The 17,747-nt window shown below is 49.3% G+C and carries 13 protein-coding genes; 8 read left to right on the top strand and 5 right to left on the bottom strand.

From position 1 onward, the window contains the following. Nucleotides 1–42 precede the first annotated feature (42 nt). From prmA to B153_RS0109075, 3 genes are all read left to right on the top strand, one after another. Nucleotides 43–873: a 50S ribosomal protein L11 methyltransferase gene (gene prmA, locus B153_RS0109085; protein ID WP_020596384.1), complete on the top strand. Its 831-nt coding sequence runs from the start codon at nt 43–45 to the stop codon at nt 871–873. Between the two features lie 30 nt (nt 874–903). Next, a complete protein-coding gene (locus tag B153_RS0109080; protein ID WP_020596383.1) occupies nt 904–6,021 on the top strand; it encodes a hypothetical protein in 5,118 nt (1,705 codons plus the stop codon). Nucleotides 6,022–6,098: 77 nt separating this feature from the next. Next, nucleotides 6,099–7,034 carry a CPBP family intramembrane glutamic endopeptidase gene (locus B153_RS0109075; protein WP_020596382.1) on the top strand — a complete coding sequence of 312 codons (936 nt, stop codon included), beginning with the start codon at nt 6,099–6,101 and terminating at the stop codon, nt 7,032–7,034. A 168-nt stretch (nt 7,035–7,202) separates the two neighbouring features. Here the strand turns inward: B153_RS0109075 and B153_RS0109070 are convergent, their stop codons facing one another. Continuing rightward, on the bottom strand, nt 7,203–7,577 hold the full coding sequence (locus B153_RS0109070) for a winged helix-turn-helix transcriptional regulator (protein ID WP_020596381.1): 375 nt from the start codon (nt 7,575–7,577) through the stop codon (nt 7,203–7,205). Between the two features lie 83 nt (nt 7,578–7,660). Here B153_RS0109070 and B153_RS0109065 point away from each other — a divergent pair, with 83 nt between their 5' ends. Beyond that, the gene (locus B153_RS0109065) at nt 7,661–8,404 is read left to right on the top strand and encodes an SDR family oxidoreductase (protein ID WP_020596380.1); all 744 of its coding nucleotides are present in this window, start codon (nt 7,661–7,663) and stop codon (nt 8,402–8,404) included. 10 nt (nt 8,405–8,414) lie between these two features. Here B153_RS0109065 and B153_RS0109060 read toward each other — a convergent pair whose 3' ends face one another. Continuing rightward, nucleotides 8,415–9,719: a hypothetical protein gene (locus tag B153_RS0109060; RefSeq protein WP_020596379.1), complete on the bottom strand. Its 1,305-nt coding sequence runs from the start codon at nt 9,717–9,719 to the stop codon at nt 8,415–8,417. A gap of 142 nt (nt 9,720–9,861) precedes the next feature. Between B153_RS0109060 and B153_RS0109055 the strand changes: the two genes are divergently transcribed. Beyond that, nucleotides 9,862–10,542, top strand: a complete 681-nt coding sequence (locus B153_RS0109055) for a hypothetical protein (protein WP_020596378.1) — start codon at nt 9,862–9,864, stop codon at nt 10,540–10,542. A 45-nt stretch (nt 10,543–10,587) separates the two neighbouring features. Here B153_RS0109055 and B153_RS0109050 read toward each other — a convergent pair whose 3' ends face one another. The 3 genes from B153_RS0109050 to B153_RS0109040 form a co-directional block, all read right to left on the bottom strand. After that, the gene (locus B153_RS0109050; RefSeq protein ID WP_020596377.1) at nt 10,588–11,511 is read right to left on the bottom strand and encodes a hypothetical protein; all 924 of its coding nucleotides are present in this window, start codon (nt 11,509–11,511) and stop codon (nt 10,588–10,590) included. Nucleotides 11,512–11,764: 253 nt separating this feature from the next. Beyond that, nucleotides 11,765–12,154, bottom strand: coding sequence for a DUF1398 domain-containing protein (locus B153_RS0109045; protein WP_020596376.1), 390 nt, complete (start codon nt 12,152–12,154; stop codon nt 11,765–11,767). Nucleotides 12,155–12,244: 90 nt separating this feature from the next. Beyond that, on the bottom strand, nt 12,245–13,012 hold the full coding sequence (locus tag B153_RS0109040) for a response regulator transcription factor (protein ID WP_020596375.1): 768 nt from the start codon (nt 13,010–13,012) through the stop codon (nt 12,245–12,247). Nucleotides 13,013–13,293: 281 nt separating this feature from the next. Between B153_RS0109040 and B153_RS0109035 the strand changes: the two genes are divergently transcribed. The 3 genes from B153_RS0109035 (at nt 13,294) to B153_RS0109025 (ending at nt 17,721) form a co-directional block, all read left to right on the top strand. After that, nucleotides 13,294–15,027 (top strand): GMC oxidoreductase, encoded by a 1,734-nt coding sequence (locus B153_RS0109035; protein ID WP_020596374.1) that lies wholly within the window; start codon nt 13,294–13,296, stop codon nt 15,025–15,027. Nucleotides 15,028–15,130: 103 nt separating this feature from the next. Continuing rightward, entirely contained in the window at nt 15,131–16,297 is a 1,167-nt protein-coding gene (locus tag B153_RS0109030) for an alpha/beta hydrolase family protein (RefSeq protein WP_020596373.1), read from the top strand. Between the two features lie 47 nt (nt 16,298–16,344). Further along, nucleotides 16,345–17,721, top strand: a complete 1,377-nt coding sequence (locus B153_RS0109025) for a Gfo/Idh/MocA family protein (protein WP_020596372.1) — start codon at nt 16,345–16,347, stop codon at nt 17,719–17,721. The last annotated feature ends 26 nt before the right edge of the window (nt 17,722–17,747 follow it).

Genomic DNA, 17,747 nt, shown 5'->3' with positions numbered 1-17,747 from the left:
AAGTAAAGCAAACCGTTTCGCTCTTTTTCGTTATTTTGACGTATGAATTATATTGAACTTCAACTGCATCTGTCGCCCGATTATACCGACATACTTACCGCCGAACTGGCCGAACTGGGATTTGAATCTTTTGTGGAAACCGACGAAGGACTGAATGCCTATATAGTTGATTCGGATTTCGATGAACAGCTCATACAGGAATTGATTGAGAAATACGCGGCTCAGACTGCAATAGCCTATGAAGTTAGTTCGTTAGAGAAACGAAACTGGAACGCCGAGTGGGAGCGCGATTATGAGCCGATCGAAGTGGCGGGCCAGGTCCGGGTCCGGGCGTCCTTCCATCCGTTGGACGCCCGATTTCGTTACGACATTGTCATTAATCCGAAAATGTCGTTTGGAACGGGCCACCACGAAACCACGGCGATGATGCTGGAGCAACAGCTTGGCCTCAATTTTGCCGGAAAAACGGTGCTCGATGTGGGGAGTGGAACGGGAATTCTGGCGATTCTGGCCGCTAAAATGGGGGCAAATGCGGTACTGGCCTTCGATATTGAAGAATGGGCAGTTGAAAATGCCCGCGAAAACGCCGAACTTAACGACTGCGCGCAGGTTACCGTATTCCAGGGAACGATTGCCGATGTAAAGGCTGTCGAGCCATACGACATCATCCTGGCGAATATCAACCGGAACGTGCTGCTGGCCGAAATTCCTACCTACACTACACTGTTAATCCAGAACGGATACCTGGTTGTCAGCGGCTTCTATGACAACGACGCGCCAGATATTCAGCAAAAAGCAGAAGAATCAGGATTAACGCTGGTAAAGCAGCTAACCAAAAATCAGTGGACTTCTTTGTCGTTTATTAAACGCTGATAGGGAAATACCCCTGGTCAGCCTTCGGATATGAATCGTATCTATTACAGCCTGGTTTTACCATCTTACCTGGGTTTGTGTCGTCATAGACCTTTTTGTGGGCAGTCGTCGGAAAAATTAGTGAGTACACAGACTCCGGTGAAAACCCAGATTCTGGTGGGACTTTTCTTCATGTTGACTCTGTCAAGCGCCATGGGTCAGGCGGTTCGGATTTCTGATAAGCCCGATCAGTTTGTAGCCGATGTGCAGAAACTAATGGCCACAGGTGGGCCTGCGGGCGTTCGGGCAGGAACCAACTTACAGGCCGTCTGGTCCGAAAACCGCCTTTCGGCCCAACAGCAGGAGCGGGTCATGTCCCTGAGCCGGAAGATGAACCAGAAGCGATTACCGGCAGCTACCATCTTTACGCCATTTTATGAAGCGTTGTATCTGGCCACGCAGCAGCAGCCTGCTACGAACGTCGATGGATTGCTGACTATTTCGGAAAAGCTGTTCGAAACAACGGATGCCAAGGTGTTTGCCCGAAGTCTGGAAACGGTTCGGCGGTTTATGGATCGTCGGGAATTGTATGCCAGTAACTACAACAAGTTATACGCCCATGGGGGCACGTTTGACTTTCGGTTTGTTGAAGGGCTGAAATCGTTGAAACCGACCGACATCAAAACGGTAGAGGACTCCGTTGCCGCAGCAAAGGCGGCAGCCGAACGGTCTCGATTCGATGGGTGGGATACACCCGCTTCGTCCGATTCCACCCAGCCCCGTTCCGTAGGGCCCCAGTATATTCCCCAGCGTCGGCCGTTACCTTCTGTGTCGGGTGTGTTGATTACGCTGAAAGATGTATCGCTGGCTATCGTGGCCAATGGCGACTCGGCTATTCTGGCGAATACCAGTGGCGATATGATGCTCAAAGACGGTGTATTGGTTGGGCAGGGTGGCAAGTTTACCTGGGCTACCGCCGGGCGACCGGATATTTTTGTGACGTTGAGCGACTATGCGCTCACGACCATGAATCCGCGCCTTCAGGCGGATGATGTAACGCTGACCTATGAGAAAACCCCACCCATCAAAGGAGTATTCGAGTATGTCAGTAAGAAAAAGGGTGGCCCCATTACCTATCCTCGGTTTATGTCGTGGCAAAATGACGTCAAACTGCCCGATTTAGGTCCTGATGTTGAGTATAAAGGCGGATTAGCGTTGTCGGGCACACAAATGGTTGGTGCGTCGGCCAGTGGGTTTCCGGCTCAGCTCACCGTAAAATACAACGGTAAGCCCGCTATGAAAGCTACCAGCCGTCGGTTCGATTTTGCCGTCAATGATATGCCGCCTGCCGATTCGACTCAGGCGGGGCTGGCGGCATCCGGCTTCAATACAACAGAGCCTGTAAAAACAACGACTGCTCGTACGGCTCAGGCAAGACCCATGATTTCGGCCAATTCGGCTGCGTTTGTGGGCTATGTCGATACCGACTCGATTACGCATCCATCCGTAAAGTTCCGGTACGACAAAGCCCAGCGCATAGCCTGGCTCGACCGCGAGCAACGCACCGATTTTGCCCGTGTGCCCTATGCCGACTCGTACCACAAATTTTTTATCATGCCCGAAGTGGTGCGCTGGGATTTGCCCCGCCGGAAAGTGGATTTCTATCAGATTGGCGCCAAACGCGAAGTGCCCGTCCGCTTCGAATCGTTCGATTATTTCCACCCTCAGCGCTATTCCGATCTGACGGTCGATTATGGATTTCACCCATTACAGATTGTCGCTAACTTCGTTTCTACCAAAAAGCAGCAGACATTCCTGGACGACGACATTACCCAGTTTGCCAAAAACGTAAATGCAAGTGCCTTGCGTGGTGCGCTGAACCGGATGGTGCTGGAAGGCTACATCGACCGTGACCCCAAAACCAGTATGATGCGCCTGAGTCGTAAGGGCGTACTGTATGTACTGGCCTATGCACACAAGCAGGATTACGATAACTTCCAGGTACAGTCGCTGTTTGTCTCGAACGATAGTATCAAAAACGCGACCATCGACCTCAACGACAAGATTCTGACCATTCGGGGCGTCCGTCAGTTTACCATGTCCGATTCGTTGAAAATTTTCGGCTTCCCCTCCGATAAGATACTCCGGGTAGGGAAAGGCCGCGATTTTACGCTGAACGGACAGCTCAAAGCAGGAACGTTACGATACGCTGGTCGGGATCTGAAATTCAACTATGATAAGTTCGCGATGAGCCTTAACAAGATCGACTCCATTACTTTTCAGTCGCAGAAACTGGCGGCACAGGGGAAAGAGGGCGAAATCGGGGGCGATATTAAGTACGAGAATCCAGGAACGGTTTATCTGGCGGGCTCTGACAACAAATCGGGGCAGATGGCGGGTAAGAAAACCACCCAGCGTCTGGTAATGCCCGAAGGGATGACCGTTTATTTTAACCAGCCCAACCGGGGTAACCTTACCTATAATCAGAAAGTCTACTTCAAAATCCCGGCTATCGACAACGACAGCCTGGGTAAGGGCGACATTGCGTTTATGGGAACGTTCTATTCGGATGGAATTTTTCCGCCATTCAAAGCGCAGCTAGTTACCATGCCCGACAACACCCTGGGTTTTGTGCATAAGGCACCTGCCACGGGCTACCCGGTCTATGCTGGCAAGAAGGGAACAGTGCCATCGACCGTCAAGTTTACGGGCGATCTGGTCATGGATAAAAGCGGCCTCCGGGCCGAAGGCGTACTCAATCACCTGACTACTACGCTTACGACGAAAGGAATCCTGTTTATGACGGATTCGCTGCTGGCATCGGGCGATAAAGGAGAAATAAAAGAAGGGCTCGTTGGGAAAGGCTATTTTCCGCAGGTTCAACTCAACAATTTTAGCATGAAATGGTGGCCTAAAACCGATAGCATGGTCATCACCACACAGAAAAATAACTTCAATTTTTATAGCGCCACTACCAATCTGGAGGGTGGATTGCTGGTACGTTCGTCAGGGTTGTTTGGCCATGGAACCCTGCGCCGGAAAGACTCAGAGACGATTTCGAACAGCATCAAATTCAATAAGGATGGTTTCCTGGCCAGTGGGGCACAGTTTAAAATCGTTTCGGATAAAGAAGCACCGGGAACGCCCGCTGGTAAACCCATTCTGTTAGGAAATGACGTCGATGTCGACTTCAATCAGACGAAAGGATTGGTTGGGCTGGCGATCAATAAAAAAGAAAGCATAGGCGATACCGTTTCGCCAAGTATAGAATTTCCCTTTGCTGCGTACAAGACCAGTATCAACCGGGCGCAGTGGAACGTAAATGCCAAAACCATTGCCATGAAAGGCGATGTGAAAACATCCCTGTTTACGGCAACAGCCGAGGAGCAGGAAGGGCTGGCGTTCAACGGTTCAGCGGCTTTGTATGACGTGGAGAAACGGACGCTGAACATTAGTGGAGTGCCGTATATTACCTCCGCCGATGCCCGTATCTACCCCGACAAAGGCCTGGTGTCGATCCGGCGAAATGGCGAAATGATGGCATTGAAAAATGCCCGACTGGAGCTGGATACCATCAACCTGTTTCACCGATTGAAGAACGGCAATATTCAGGTGCTGTCGCGGACTCGGTTTGCCGGTGATGCTACCTATCAGTTTGCTACGGCCAAAGGCGATACCGCCAGCATCAAAATGGGTAGTTTCGAGTTGAAAGAAGCCCCTGCCACGTTTGCTGCTAATGCTGAAGCGGCTTCTTTAACGGCCGATGCCAAGAAAGCGAGTCGTAGTGCCGCTCGTACTAAGGGTGGAGCCGACAAGCCCATGACAACCTATTTTACGGTGGCTCGTGCGGAGGTCGATGAAGCGGATAATCTGCAACTGGCTCCTAAAATGCTCTTCCGGGGGGGCATTGTGATGGAAGCGCCCAAGCAGGACCTGTCCATGGATGGCTTTATTAAGCCGGCTCTGAAAAAACGCAAAGACCTGATTAGCGACTGGATTCCATTCAAGGAAAAGGTGGCTGAACGGCTGGAGATAAAAGTCGATAAGAATCTTAAAAACGACGGTGGCCAGCAACTGGTAGCTGGTATTCATTTCCGGGCAGGTGGCGCTGGCGTGTACCCCACGTTCCTGTCGCCCAAAGAAGACTCCCGCGACGATGATCTTTTTAGTGCTACCGGGATCATGCGCTACGATGAAAAAGACAAAGTATATCGGATTGCCTCAAAAGGGGGCGATGCGGTGGCAGTGGTCGATTCGGTAGCCAAAGCGGATAGTTCGGAAGATGCCGATGTTGAGAATGCCTATACCTTCAACGATGCGCGTGGGCTGATGACCTACAAAGGCAAAATGAACTTCATGAACACGGCCCCGCAGGAATATTTGCTGTCATCGGGGTCGGCGCGGATCAACATCGACAGTAGCCTCTATCGGTTCAATACATTGATGGTGTTTGCCTTGCCCGTACCGGATCTGGTGAATACGAGCATTGCCGATAAGATCGTCAAAACGAACCTGGAAGAAAAGAATGACGAAGCGGCCGACGACGATCTGAACCGCCTTTCGGATAAGCTCATACCGCTGATTGGGCAGCAGGCCGTAGATGCGTATCGGGTTAAAGCGCAGAACCAGCACGTACCACTCAATCAGGCATCACCCAAACTAAATGCTATGCTGGTTATGGCCAATGCCAATTTACGCTGGTCGCCCAAATACAATGCGTTTTACAGTACAGGCCAGCTAGGAGTGTCGAACATCATGGCTACCGACATTAATGCGCAGATGGATGGTTTTGTCGAAATTCGTAAGACGGGCAATGGCGATGAGTTCAGCATCTACCTCGAATCGTCGCCGGATGTCTGGGTGTATTATGATTACAAAGGGGGTAATGGGCCAGGCGCTATCGGTCAGTTAGCTATTATCACCTCGGAGCAGGAAATCAATGACCGACTTCTGGCTGGCTCGAAAAACTCGTCTAAAGCGGCTCTGGAGGTAGTCCCGGCAACGGTCGATGAAAAAACGCTTTTTGTTGATCGCTACCTCGATCAGTATAAAACGAAGGCTAAGCCTGCCCCGAAGCCGAAATTACAACCCGGGCAGAAAGTGGTGAAGGAAGAGAAGAAGAAAGACGAGAAGAAAAAAGACAAAGAAGCCGAGAAAGAAGGGTTTTAACCTCGTTTTTTACCATTTCAACAAAGTAGAAATCGGAGAATGAGTCTATCGGTTTCTACTTTGTTGAAAAAGACATTATGAAAGCCCTTTGGCAAGACCTTCGTACTCATTTTCGCATCGACTTCCGGCCTGGCCTGTACGCGGCTACTGCGCTTTGGCTTACCGTACTTCTTACGATCAACTTCACGCTCGATCTCGAAGATGCCTACATCGATTCGTTTCAGGGAAAACCCATTTGGCCAGTTCTTTACTTTTGTCTGTACGCAACGGCCTATTATGTCAGTGTCTGGCTCTGGACATACGTTCATCGACGACCAGACATCTGGAGAAATCGACAATTCTGGCTGCGAAGTGGGGTAGCACTCGTTTGTTACTCCATCTACGCGGGGTTTTATGCACATAGTCAATGGAGTCAGCAGCTTTTTGGAGGACAGATTTATGTTTTTGCGTATTACTGCCTGCACAACCTTCAGTCGCTACTGACCATTGTATTGCCGTTGGTACTGTTCTATATATTCCTCGACCCATATCCCAGTAGCTTTTACGGTATGGCCCCCAAGCGGAAAGGCTTAGCGCTGTATGCCCTGCTGCTGGCGTTAATGATTCCGTTAATTACCTGGGCCTCGTTTCAGGCCGATTTCCTGGAATCGTACCCGACCTACCGGGATACCAATGCCAACGAATTTTTCGGTGTGCCCGAATGGGTGACTGCCCTCGTTTATGAACTCTGCTACGGCTGGGACTTCGTACCTACCGAACTGCTTTTTCGAGGGTTTCTGGTCATCGGTATGAGCCGGGTACTGGGGCATGGGGCTGTGTTGCCCATGGTCGTCTGGTACTGCTCCATTCACTTCGGGCGACCCCTAGGCGAAGCCGTTTCCTCCATATTTGGCGGCTATTTACTGGGGGTTCTGGCTCTCAGCACCCGTAGTATCTGGGGTGGATTGCTCATTCACATCGGTATCGCCTGGGGTATGGAAATTGCCGCCTTTTTGCAAGGGAGAGGCCACTAGCATTGAATAGGCTATGTTTTAAACGAGCCGATGCACTTCAAGAGAAGCAGACAAAGGGATCAATCAAAAAAGCAGATTGCCAACCGATTCCTTTAGCTTCTGGAGCAATGCCAAAGAAAACAGACGCAGAAATGGCGGGGTTTCTGTATCCGTAAACGATACCCTGCCCTAGTGTTTTATGCGCTCCCGATGCTGTTTACCCCATTTGATCATCTCTAGGATAATGTCGCCGAAGGAATGGCAGTAGTCTGTCGATGTGTATTCCACCACAACTGGCGTGGAGGGAATTACCGTTCGCTGAATTAATTGATTGGCTTCCATCTCTTTTAGCTCCCGAGATAACATACGGGTCGTTATGCCGGGTATGCTTCGCTCAATTTCGCGGAACCGTTTATTGCCATTACAAATCGAATTGATAATGGGCAACCGCCATTTGCCGCCAATCACATAAATCGTATCCTGTAAAGCCTGTACTTCCTGACGCTGATTTCGGGGATTATCCAGAACTGTACTGGCCAATTCATGGCGCTTGTCTTCCTGCATAGTTGGTATACTTGATTATACTGGTAACAAAGTTATACCAAATTCGCTTTACTTTTGCTCCATCCTATCAAAGTTTATAAATCATGGATACGCTAACAGGAAAAATAGCTCTGGTTACGGGCGGAAATAGTGGTATTGGCTATGCAACCGCTAAAGAATTAAAGCGGCAGGGCGCTCAGGTAATCATAACAGGACGACGAAAAACGGCCGTCGATCAGGCGGCTGCTGAATTAGGCGTTACAGGTATAGTGGCCGATCAAGGGCAACTCGCTGCCGTGGAAAAGCTGGCTGCTGCTGTGCAGGAGCTATACCAGACCATTGATATTTTGTTTATCAACGCTGGTATTCTGGAAGGAGCCAGTATTGAGCAAGCTACCGAAGACGTGTTTGATCGGGTAATGAACGTCAATTTTAAGGGCGCTTATTTTACCTTAAGCCGGTTTATTCCTTTACTGAATGACGGCGGATCGGTCGTTTTTCTGTCATCGAATACGGCTAGCATGGATGGCGCTAATTCCTCGATCTACTCGTCCAGTAAGGCGGCTCTAAATGCCGTCATGCGGATTGCGGCTGTAGAACTGGCTTCCCGTCAGATCCGTGTAAACAGCGTAAGCCCAGGCCCCACTCAAACCGAGATTCTGACCAAGGCGGGGTATAGCTCGGAGCAATTAAAGCAACTCGATCAGTGGATGCTTGATCGCATTCCACTCAAACAAATCGGTAAAGCCGAAGATGTTGGTAAAATGGTGGCTTATTTTAGTAGTGATGCCGCTCGTTTCATTACGGGGGCTGAACTAATCATGGATGGTGGTATGAGCCTAAAGTAAAATAGGTCTACTAATATGCCGAATCAAACCCGTCAAAAAACACTGTCGAGCCATCCGGCCGACGGAATCGGCAGTAGTCAACCGAACCCGTTCCGGTAAATTCATACGTAACACCAACTAAGTCAACTGGCGAAGAGGGAATAGTTGTTTGATAGGCCAGCCGCCCGTTTATCCAAATATGCGCTCGGTTCTGGATAACCTCGCACCGCAGCTCGACCCAGTTGGAAAAGTCAACACCAAAAGCTGATAGATTCGTATTGCGTCCGTCTACCTGATGGCCCGCAAGGCCTAGAAATAAATCCGAAATGCACCCTTTCGCCGATAAAGGAATAAAAAACATTTCCCCCTTTCCATGGATCATCAGTTGGGTCTGCTGACAAGCAGCAGACCCGGTTCGGTAAGTATGGCGGAGCCGGGTTTCAAGTACAAAGTTATTAGATTGTAGGCCTTTTAGCTCTCCAATGTAGCGATAACGGGTAAGCGGTGGCTGAGGTTGCATAGTTACGTGATGGGCTTCAATGAGTGACGGGGGCAGATCAAGTTTTCCGTGCTGGATCACATCGCCAGCCTTGAAATAAACCGGAACCGGCTCCTGCATTACGGCGATGTTCCAGCCCTGCGAGCGGATGAGTAGGTCGTGCTCCCGAACGACCTGTTTTCCCACCACCAGCTTAGCCCGGAAGTAGCCCGGATAATAGTAGATCGATGTATGCTGATGACCCGTGCGGGCAACAAGCTGACGCCGGGTCGGGTCCCAGGACTGTTGAATAAATACTGAATCCGTAGGAGAAGCAGTCGCGTCGTAATCGAACACCACTGAGTTCGGAATACCCTGCGTGATTGGTCGACTACGAAATGAGAAATCCTGGGGCGAAAGAGTCGGTTGTTGATCCGATAACAGCAGGAAAACGAGTAGTCCACTCAAGGCCATTCCCAAACCATACAGAACAACCCGGCTCAGTCGCCAACGTAAGTCAGGTTGGATGGCGGGCGAATCAGTAGTGGGTGAACCGGGAAGTGCCGTGATCGGATGCCGTTGATCAGCCTGGCTTTCAAAATCATGCCAGTTTGGATAGTCTAAGTACTGGACCAGTACGTTTAATGTGGTAGTCGTGGGCGAGGAATCATAGCGGACTTTACCCCATACGCGCTTCAGGGTGGTTATACTCAGGCAAGTGCCGGTTTTTTGCAGAATAGCCTCACTCAATCGATCAAAATCAGCGGTAGTCCATCCTTCAGCACTCCCCAAACCGCTGATCTGCTCAATTTGCTGGCGACACCTGGCCAAACTGGAATGATCTTTTTTTGCTGTCATGTGGCTGTCAGTAAGGCGATTATCGATTTGGTACAATTTGAATCATACTTGAACGCGATTGATCGAATAGTTTGAACGCTGATGAGTAGGTTTACAGCCGTTCCTGCCAAAGGCTCGTTCGCATTAACTCATGATGTACGCAATGAAACAAATCCATATCGCATCAATCCTACTGTACTGGCTGTTGAGCTTGCTTCTGAATGGCGTTGGCCTGGCACAATCGGCCGATGTTTTACGGCCTGATCTGACAATCCTGACCAGAAATTCCCAGACGGTCGTCAATCGTACCGCCACCGCTCTGATAGAGGGTACTTATAAAGGCATCCGCCTGGATGAAAAAACAGACGAAGGAGTAGCCTGGATACCTGACCTTCGCCTGGATAAGGGCACACTTGAATTCGACGTACGAGGTAAAAACGTACTCCAGCAGAGCTTCGTAGGGATTGCCTTTCATGGACAGGACAACAAAACCTATGAAGCCATTTATTTCCGACCCTTCAACTTTTTTAGTACTGATTCCCTCCGTCGGGTTCATGCCGTACAGTACATTGCTCACCCTATGTTTACCTGGCAAAAGCTCCGTACCAACTTTCCGGGAAAGTACGAATCCGCATTAAGTTCTCCGCCCGATCCCAACGGCTGGTTCCATGTACGCGTAGAAATTCAATCACACGCCGTGCGGGTCTTTGTCAATCAAAACACGACGCCGGCACTAGTGGTCGAACGACTTGTTCAGACAGCGAATGGTCGGGTAGGTCTGTGGGTGGGCAATGGCTCTGGAGGTGATTTCGCCAATCTTACTGTACGGCCAGTCCAATTTTGATTCAAGCTTGCCTTTACTGGATGCTGCGGCCTTTTCGACCCTGGCTTACAAATACTCTTCTGTATTCGTTCGCGTATTGATCACCCGAAGGCCTTTGAGCAGGGTGCTTCGCTCGACCCCATCCAGAAAAGACATTTGCCCGTCGGGATTTCGGCTTTCGCGAAAACGAGAATACACATAGCCCTCGTCGACGGTCAGAGCAGCTAAACCATTTAATTTCTCCTGCTTCACAAAGTAAGCATTATTGCCTGCCTGATTACAGCCCACAAAAGCATATCCCTTTTCAAGGGCCAGATCATACAAAGCAGGCAGCGAAGCACCGAAATATAAGTAGGAATAATGAGCCTGCTCACGATCAAAATCAGCTCTGTACGGAACACTGATCGATCGTTCGGCCCCAAACAGACTGTTGTATTCGATAACGACAATATCGGCCTCAACTACGGAGATTGCCTGCCAGACCCAGTAATCATTGCCATCGATATCAATACTGAGCAACCCAATCTGCCCGGTGAATCCATGATCAACCAATAGTTGATTGATGTTTTCAACAGTAACAAAACTCGCAATCGCTTTTAGGCTGTAGCGCCAGTAAAAGGAACTTGCCTTGATGAAATCAATGAAAGAGGACGAACCATCGATAATCAGCCCTTTCCAATTATCATTCATTAATAAAAACCGGGTGTTGGCTTCCTCATAATCTTCAACACCAAATTCAATAAAGGTATCTACCTGGGGCTTGATACGACTGATTAGGTACTGAAGAATACCATCATCACCAAACTGGGAAAATACTTTAAATTCGGCTTCCTTAAGGGAGGTCGCCTGTCTGGCTAGTTTCGCCAGTGCTGCTCCCATCACCAGTTTAGTGGCTATATTGTCTTCTTTTGCCTGTCTAAGCTGGGCTTGCACTTCGCGAATCTGGGCTTCCAGGGGTTCGTTCAGAAATCGCCTTATTTTCCTTCTCATATAGCATGCATGGGCTGTTCGATTAGCGGAAATATAGGGCAGAATAAGGTTAGATAGCCAATGGACTCCCATTAACTTAGCATACAGGCTGGTAAAGGCAAATTGGCAAAGGAATTAGTGAGCCCACCCGGTTTTGATTTGTGGCAACAAAGATTTCAAAAGACCAAGGTTTCGTAAGACGGCTGTTCAAAGCGTGTTTTGCTTCCTTTACTTTTGCTTGGCTAATGTTGCCAATATGTAGTGCAGGATCGATTTAGGCTGGGATTTGCTCTACCAGCACTGGATGGCCGGCTTTGTCGAAATAGGTGCAGGTCATGGCTTCAAGATCGACAACCCATTTTTCGATGCCCGTAGCGGCACAGGCTGTACAAAACGTAAAATAGTCAGTCTGGCCTTGCTGATGGATATGCAGGGCGTGAGCAAATGTTTCTTTATCGACAGTATCGGCGATGGACAGTTGGGCATACATCGGCTGCGACGACGTTTGGTATTGGCTGTCGCCGACGTAATCGGTATGGCTGTCGATCACCCAGGTTTCAAACGCTTTGACGCCTAATTTTTTGATTTCCTGAATGTAGTTCGGGAAGTCGGCTCCTGATTTAACATTAGCATGAGCGGCTTTGATTTGGGCTACTGTAAACATGGCTCGTTGTTGGTAAGCGATTGGCTGAATAAGAATATCACCACAAAGGTCCAACAATGAGAGTGGCTGGTATTGTAAAAAATCGTTTAGCTAATTGGTCCGTTTAAGGCGTTCGGGTGTTTCGCCCGTGTATTGCCTGACGTCTTTGATGAAGTGGGCCTGATCGAAAAAATTATGCTCGTAGCAGATTTCGGTCAGCGACTTGGTGCTGGTTGTCAGGTCGTTGAGAACAGTATTGAAGCGAACGATGGACGCAAATTTCTTAGGTGTTGTACCCACCAGCTTTCTGAAGCGCTTTTCTAAAGGGCTTTGACTGATCGCCAATGTTTGATTGAGTTCCGAAATTCTGATCGTTCCTTTTGACTGATAAATAAGCCTGACCGCTTCCATAACCAGTTTGTCGCGTTGAATCACCTTAAGTTGAGACAGCAAAAAGCGTTCAATAACCCGTATGCGCTCACTGTCTGTCTGGGCCATGGCTAATTTCTCCTCAGTCTCATCGATTGTCTGCTTGCTGAAAATGATATCAAGCGAAATACTTTGGTTAAATAGCTCATTGGCCGGGCAGGAAGTAAAAAAAGCGAGACCGATTTCCGTGAAAAAAACGAGGATGGTCCCTATATCAGCCGAGTTTTTAAATAGCTTGACCTGATCAGTAAGCCCCGTAATACCTGCTGTCGATAGCTGGTTTATGTGATCCTTTGCTATACTGGCTAATTGGCCCTGGTATTGAAACCCAATGACTAAACTGGTGGATGGAAAGATTTTATACGTAGTCTCCAGCGTGCTTTCTGAAATAACAAAATGCTTTATATAGGGCTTCAGTGGATCAGTAGGGAGGACTTTGTCAAATCTCATCCGGCTGTGCGTTTGCAACGATTTATTTCTGTAAAGATACCAATCGTTTACGGCTTTGTAGCCGATGTAATAACGGATTCTCTATTTGTTTTCTGTGTTAATTCTTTGGTAATCAGAGGGTGAGTTTGTTTTTGCCACGGGCTTATGCCTAGATGTAAAAAGGGCAACATGAATCATCCGAACTTATACGTTATATACTATAGAGTTTGCTGGTTTATCTGGTTCAAATGCGATCTTTGTGTAAAATTTTGTTGCTTATCTAATTCCTAATTGTATTATTTATGAGTTCCTTTCATCAGCAGCCGCCTACTCCATCTGGTAAAAAATTCGATGCAATCGTTGTTGGGTCAGGTATTAGCGGAGGCTGGTCGGCCAAGGAACTTGCCGAGAAAGGATTAAATGTATTGCTGCTCGAACGAGGCCGTATGATCGAGCACGTAACGGATTATCATACGGCTACCAAAGCCCCCTGGGAGTTTCCGCATCATAACCTATCTGTACCGCTGGAAACGCTCAAACAATACCCCATTCAAAACCGGACGGGTTTTACGATTACCGAAGCAACCCACCAGCATTTCGTCAATGACCTCGACAATCCGTATGTCGAAGAAAAACCGTTCGACTGGATTCGGGGCTATCATGTGGGTGGGCGTTCGCTTATGTGGGGACGCTACTCGTTTCGATTTTCGGATCTCGATTTTGAAGCCAACGCCAAAGAGGGTATCGGAACGGATTGGCCCATTCGCTACAAAGACATTGCCCCTTGGTACGATTACGTCGAAAAATTTGCTGGTATTGCCGGAAATCGCGACGGCCTACCGCATTTACCCGACGGTCAGTTTCAACCCGCCATGCCCGATAATTGCGTTGAGCAACATTTCCGAAAGTCGGTCAACAGCCAGTTTGGGGATCGAAAAGTGATCTCGGCGCGGGCCGCTCATCTGACGGCCCCTACGCCAGAGCAAACGGCCCTTGGTCGGGCAAAATGCCAATATCGAAACCTGTGTATGCGGGGCTGCCCATACGGTGCCTATTTCAGTACGCAGTCGGCAACTCTACCCGCAGCCCGGCGTACCAGGCGACTCACCGTTCGGCCACATTCCATTGTCAATTCTATTATTTACGACGATAAAACCGGGCAGGCAACGGGCGTGCGGGTGATCGACGAGCAAACGCACCAATGGCATGAGTTCAGGGCGAGCATCATTTTTCTGAATGCATCGGCATTAGGTTCAACGTATATCCTGATGAACTCAAAATCGAATCGATTTCCGAATGGAATGGACGATAGTGGTCAGTTGGGCCGTAATCTGATGGATCACCATTTTCACGTAGGAGCCCACGCCGATTACGACCACGACCTGGATAAATACTATTATGGTCGGCATCCGGCCGGGCTTTACATTCCCCGCTTTCGCAACTTACCGGGGCAGGATAAGCAGTCTTTCAAGCGTGGATATGGGTTTGAGGTCTATACAGGTCGCGAAAACTGGGATCATGCCTTTCACCTGGAAGGCTTCGGTGCCGATTTTAAGGAAAAAGCTACGCAGTTTGGTCAATGGAAAATCACGCTGGATGCCTTCGGGGAGTGTATGCCCTACGAAGATAATCGGGTTTCCCTAACCGATGAAATCAAGGACAAGTGGGGGCAGCCCGTTCTGAAAATGGATGTCCATTACCGCGAAAACGAAGCTCTAATGCGGAAAGATGCCCGCGATCAGGCCGTATTGATGCTCGAAAAAGCGGGTTTTTCCAATATTGATGGTTTCGATAGTCAGGCGCATCCAGGCTTGAGCATCCACGAAATGGGAACGGCCCGTATGGGTACATCGCCTAAAAATTCGGTCTTCAATAAGTTCAATCAGCATCATGCCGTCAAAAATGTGTTCTGTACCGATGGAGCCTGCATGACGTCTTCACCCTGTCAGAATCCGTCGCTAACGTATATGGCTCTTTCGGCCCGGGCGGCCGATTATGCGGTGAAAGCACTGAAACGGGGTGATATTCCGCGCTAAATCAGGTTTTTTAAGGTCTTCTATCGGGCGAAGGAGTAAGAGTTTGCAAAAGCCATCTTTGGGTTTTGCTACCCTATATAATCCGTTCGCTGTCAGAAGACCCATGCGTATCCAAAATCTATTGATCTGTTATCTGGCAGGACTTGTGGGCGTTATGGCGCAACCCAATCCTGCCCGGCCCGACTTGTGCCAGGGAGCCTATTTCACGGAAGCAGAAGGAGCCAAAGCGTTACAGACGTTTGCCAGTACCTATCATGACCGGGCCAGTTGGGAAGCTCGTGCCGCTCTGATTCGGAAAGGCATTCGCGAGGGAATGAAATTACCTGATAAGCCAAAGTTTGCCCCGCTTCAACCCATTCGGCATAGTTTGCGACAAATGGACGGCTATACGGTCGAAAATGTCGCGTTTGAGAGTTTACCGGGTCTTTTTGTAACGGGCAACCTGTATCGGCCCTTGAACGTCAAAGGCCGAGTGCCGGGTATTCTTTGTCCACACGGACATGGAGGTAGCCAGAACAACCGCCTGATGGAATACACCCAGCAACGTTGCGCTACCCTGGCACGAATGGGAGCCGTCGTGTTTGCGTATGATATGCTGGGCTATGGCGACTCGAAGCAGACCGACCATAAGATTGCCGAAGCGTTAACCTTACAGACACTGAACGGAATGCGGTCGCTGGATTTTCTGAGTGGATTACCCAACGTCGATACCGACCGTATTGCCATGTCGGGCGAATCGGGAGGAGGAACACAAACCTTTCTGCTGACGGCGCTCGACCCAAGAATCAAAGTTTCGGTGCCCGTCGTGATGGTGTCGGCTCATTTCTTCGGCGGCTGTGTTTGCGAAAGTGGTATGCCGATTCATAAACGGCCTACTCACCAAACGAGCAATGTTGAGATTGCGGCACTAGCGGCACCCCGACCCATGCTGCTGGTATCGGATGGGAAAGACTGGACGAAGAATACACCATCTGTAGAATACCCGTACATTCAGAACATCTACGGCTTTTATGGGGCAAAAGATCGGGTCGACAATGTCCACCTGCTCACCGAAGGGCACGATTACGGTCCGAACAAACGGTTAGCCGCCTATCAATTTCTGGCAAAACACCTCAAACTCGATCTGTCTCGTGTGCAGAAAAATGGACAGATCGACGAATCGCCCAATACAATACTCGAACCAACGGCTTTACAAGTCTTTACCGCCGAACATCCACGGCCCGCCCGCGCTGTTGTAGGCGACGATGCGGTGATGGCGCTTCTCAAATAAACCCCTCACATAAAACCCGGCTCTAGCTGCCTAAATCCTCAACTTGCATGGATAATTTTAATATCAACCGTCGTCAATTTATACAAGGTTCTACCGCTTCTTTGGCACTATCGACTTTTGGTGCCCGAGGACTGGATTTGATTAACCCTCCAAAGGCATACCGCGTTGCTTTGATTGGTACCGGCTGGTACGGTAAAAGTGATTTGTTCCGGTTGATCCAGGTAGCTCCCGTCGAGGTTGTTGCCTTGTGTGATGTCGACAAACATATGCTTGATTACGCGGCTAAAATGGTTAGTCAGCGGCAAAAGTCCGGCAAAACGCCTAAGCTTTACGGCGATTATCGGAAAATGCTGGCCGAGAACCAGTTGGATATTGTTCTGATCGGTACGCCCGACCACTGGCATGCCCTGCAAATGATCGATTGCGTAAAAGCGGGTGCGCACGTCTATGTGCAAAAGCCGATTAGTGTGGACGTAATGGAAGGCGAAGCCATGGTAGCAGCCGCCCGTAAATACAACAAAGTCGTACAGGTAGGAACGCAGCGCAAAAGTACCCCGCACCTGATCGAAGCCAAGAAGCGAATTGTCGATGCCGGGTTGCTCGGAAAAATATCACACGTCGAAATGGCTTGCGATCTGCACATGCGTAACAACGGAAATCCACCCGTGCAGGCTGTTCCCGACTTCCTGGACTATAATATGTGGACTGGCCCGGCTCCGCTCCGCCCTTACGATGGTTTACCTCACGTGCGCTGGTGGCGGACATTTATGGAGTACGGTAATGGCATCACGGGTGATATGTGTGTGCATATGCTCGATACCGTCCGTTGGATGCTGAACCTTAAGTGGCCGAAGCGGATTACCTCGCACGGCGGTATTTATGTTCAAAAGGAAGGGAAGTCGAATATCTCCGATACGCAATCGGCCCTGTTTGAGTACGACGAACTGAACTGCGTATGGCATCACAAAACCTGGGGTACCGCCAATAATCCGGATTACCCATGGTCGTTCACCTTATATGGCGAGAAAGGGACTTTGTGGGGGAGTACGATGCAGTGTGACTTCATCCCGGATGGAAAGGGAGAAAAAATCCACCTCGACGTAGTATACGAGAAAGAGAAATATCCGGAAGATGTTACGGAAGATACCAACCCTAAAATTGAGTTGAACGCGGCTCCAGCAACTCGCTTGCATATGCTCAACTTCCTGGATGCTATCGAACGAAATGGCCGACCAGTTGCCGATATTGAAGAAGGTCATATTTCGACGGCAAGCTGCATTCTGGCCAATATGTCGATGAAAACGGGCCGCCCAATGGTATACGATCCAGTTAAACACGAAGTCGTTGGCGATAAGGAAGCGACCAAAATGCTGGCTCGCGAGTACCGTTCGCCCTGGGTTCACCCCGATCCGAAGAAAGTATAAAGCTATACGAAACTCTAAAAGCTATA

It is taken from the genome of Spirosoma panaciterrae DSM 21099, assembly GCF_000374025.1.
In the GTDB taxonomy this organism is placed as follows: Bacteria; Bacteroidota; Bacteroidia; order Cytophagales; family Spirosomataceae; genus Spirosoma; species Spirosoma panaciterrae.
This window is presented reverse-complemented; position numbering and strand designations above follow the sequence as displayed.

Coding starts and splice junctions, on each gene's coding strand:
- B153_RS0109075 (WP_020596382.1), top strand. CDS start 6,099: ATGAAAGCCCTTTGGCAAGACCTTCGTACTCATTTTCGCATCGACTTC.
- B153_RS0109040 (WP_020596375.1), bottom strand. CDS start 13,012: ATGAGATTTGACAAAGTCCTCCCTACTGATCCACTGAAGCCCTATATA.
- B153_RS0109035 (WP_020596374.1), top strand. CDS start 13,294: ATGAGTTCCTTTCATCAGCAGCCGCCTACTCCATCTGGTAAAAAATTC.
- B153_RS0109080 (WP_020596383.1), top strand. CDS start 904: ATGAATCGTATCTATTACAGCCTGGTTTTACCATCTTACCTGGGTTTG.
- B153_RS0109045 (WP_020596376.1), bottom strand. CDS start 12,154: ATGTTTACAGTAGCCCAAATCAAAGCCGCTCATGCTAATGTTAAATCA.
- B153_RS0109070 (WP_020596381.1), bottom strand. CDS start 7,577: ATGCAGGAAGACAAGCGCCATGAATTGGCCAGTACAGTTCTGGATAAT.
- B153_RS0109060 (WP_020596379.1), bottom strand. CDS start 9,719: ATGACAGCAAAAAAAGATCATTCCAGTTTGGCCAGGTGTCGCCAGCAA.
- B153_RS0109025 (WP_020596372.1), top strand. CDS start 16,345: ATGGATAATTTTAATATCAACCGTCGTCAATTTATACAAGGTTCTACC.
- B153_RS0109050 (WP_020596377.1), bottom strand. CDS start 11,511: ATGAGAAGGAAAATAAGGCGATTTCTGAACGAACCCCTGGAAGCCCAG.
- B153_RS0109065 (WP_020596380.1), top strand. CDS start 7,661: ATGGATACGCTAACAGGAAAAATAGCTCTGGTTACGGGCGGAAATAGT.
- B153_RS0109030 (WP_020596373.1), top strand. CDS start 15,131: ATGCGTATCCAAAATCTATTGATCTGTTATCTGGCAGGACTTGTGGGC.
- B153_RS0109055 (WP_020596378.1), top strand. CDS start 9,862: ATGAAACAAATCCATATCGCATCAATCCTACTGTACTGGCTGTTGAGC.
- prmA (WP_020596384.1), top strand. CDS start 43: ATGAATTATATTGAACTTCAACTGCATCTGTCGCCCGATTATACCGAC.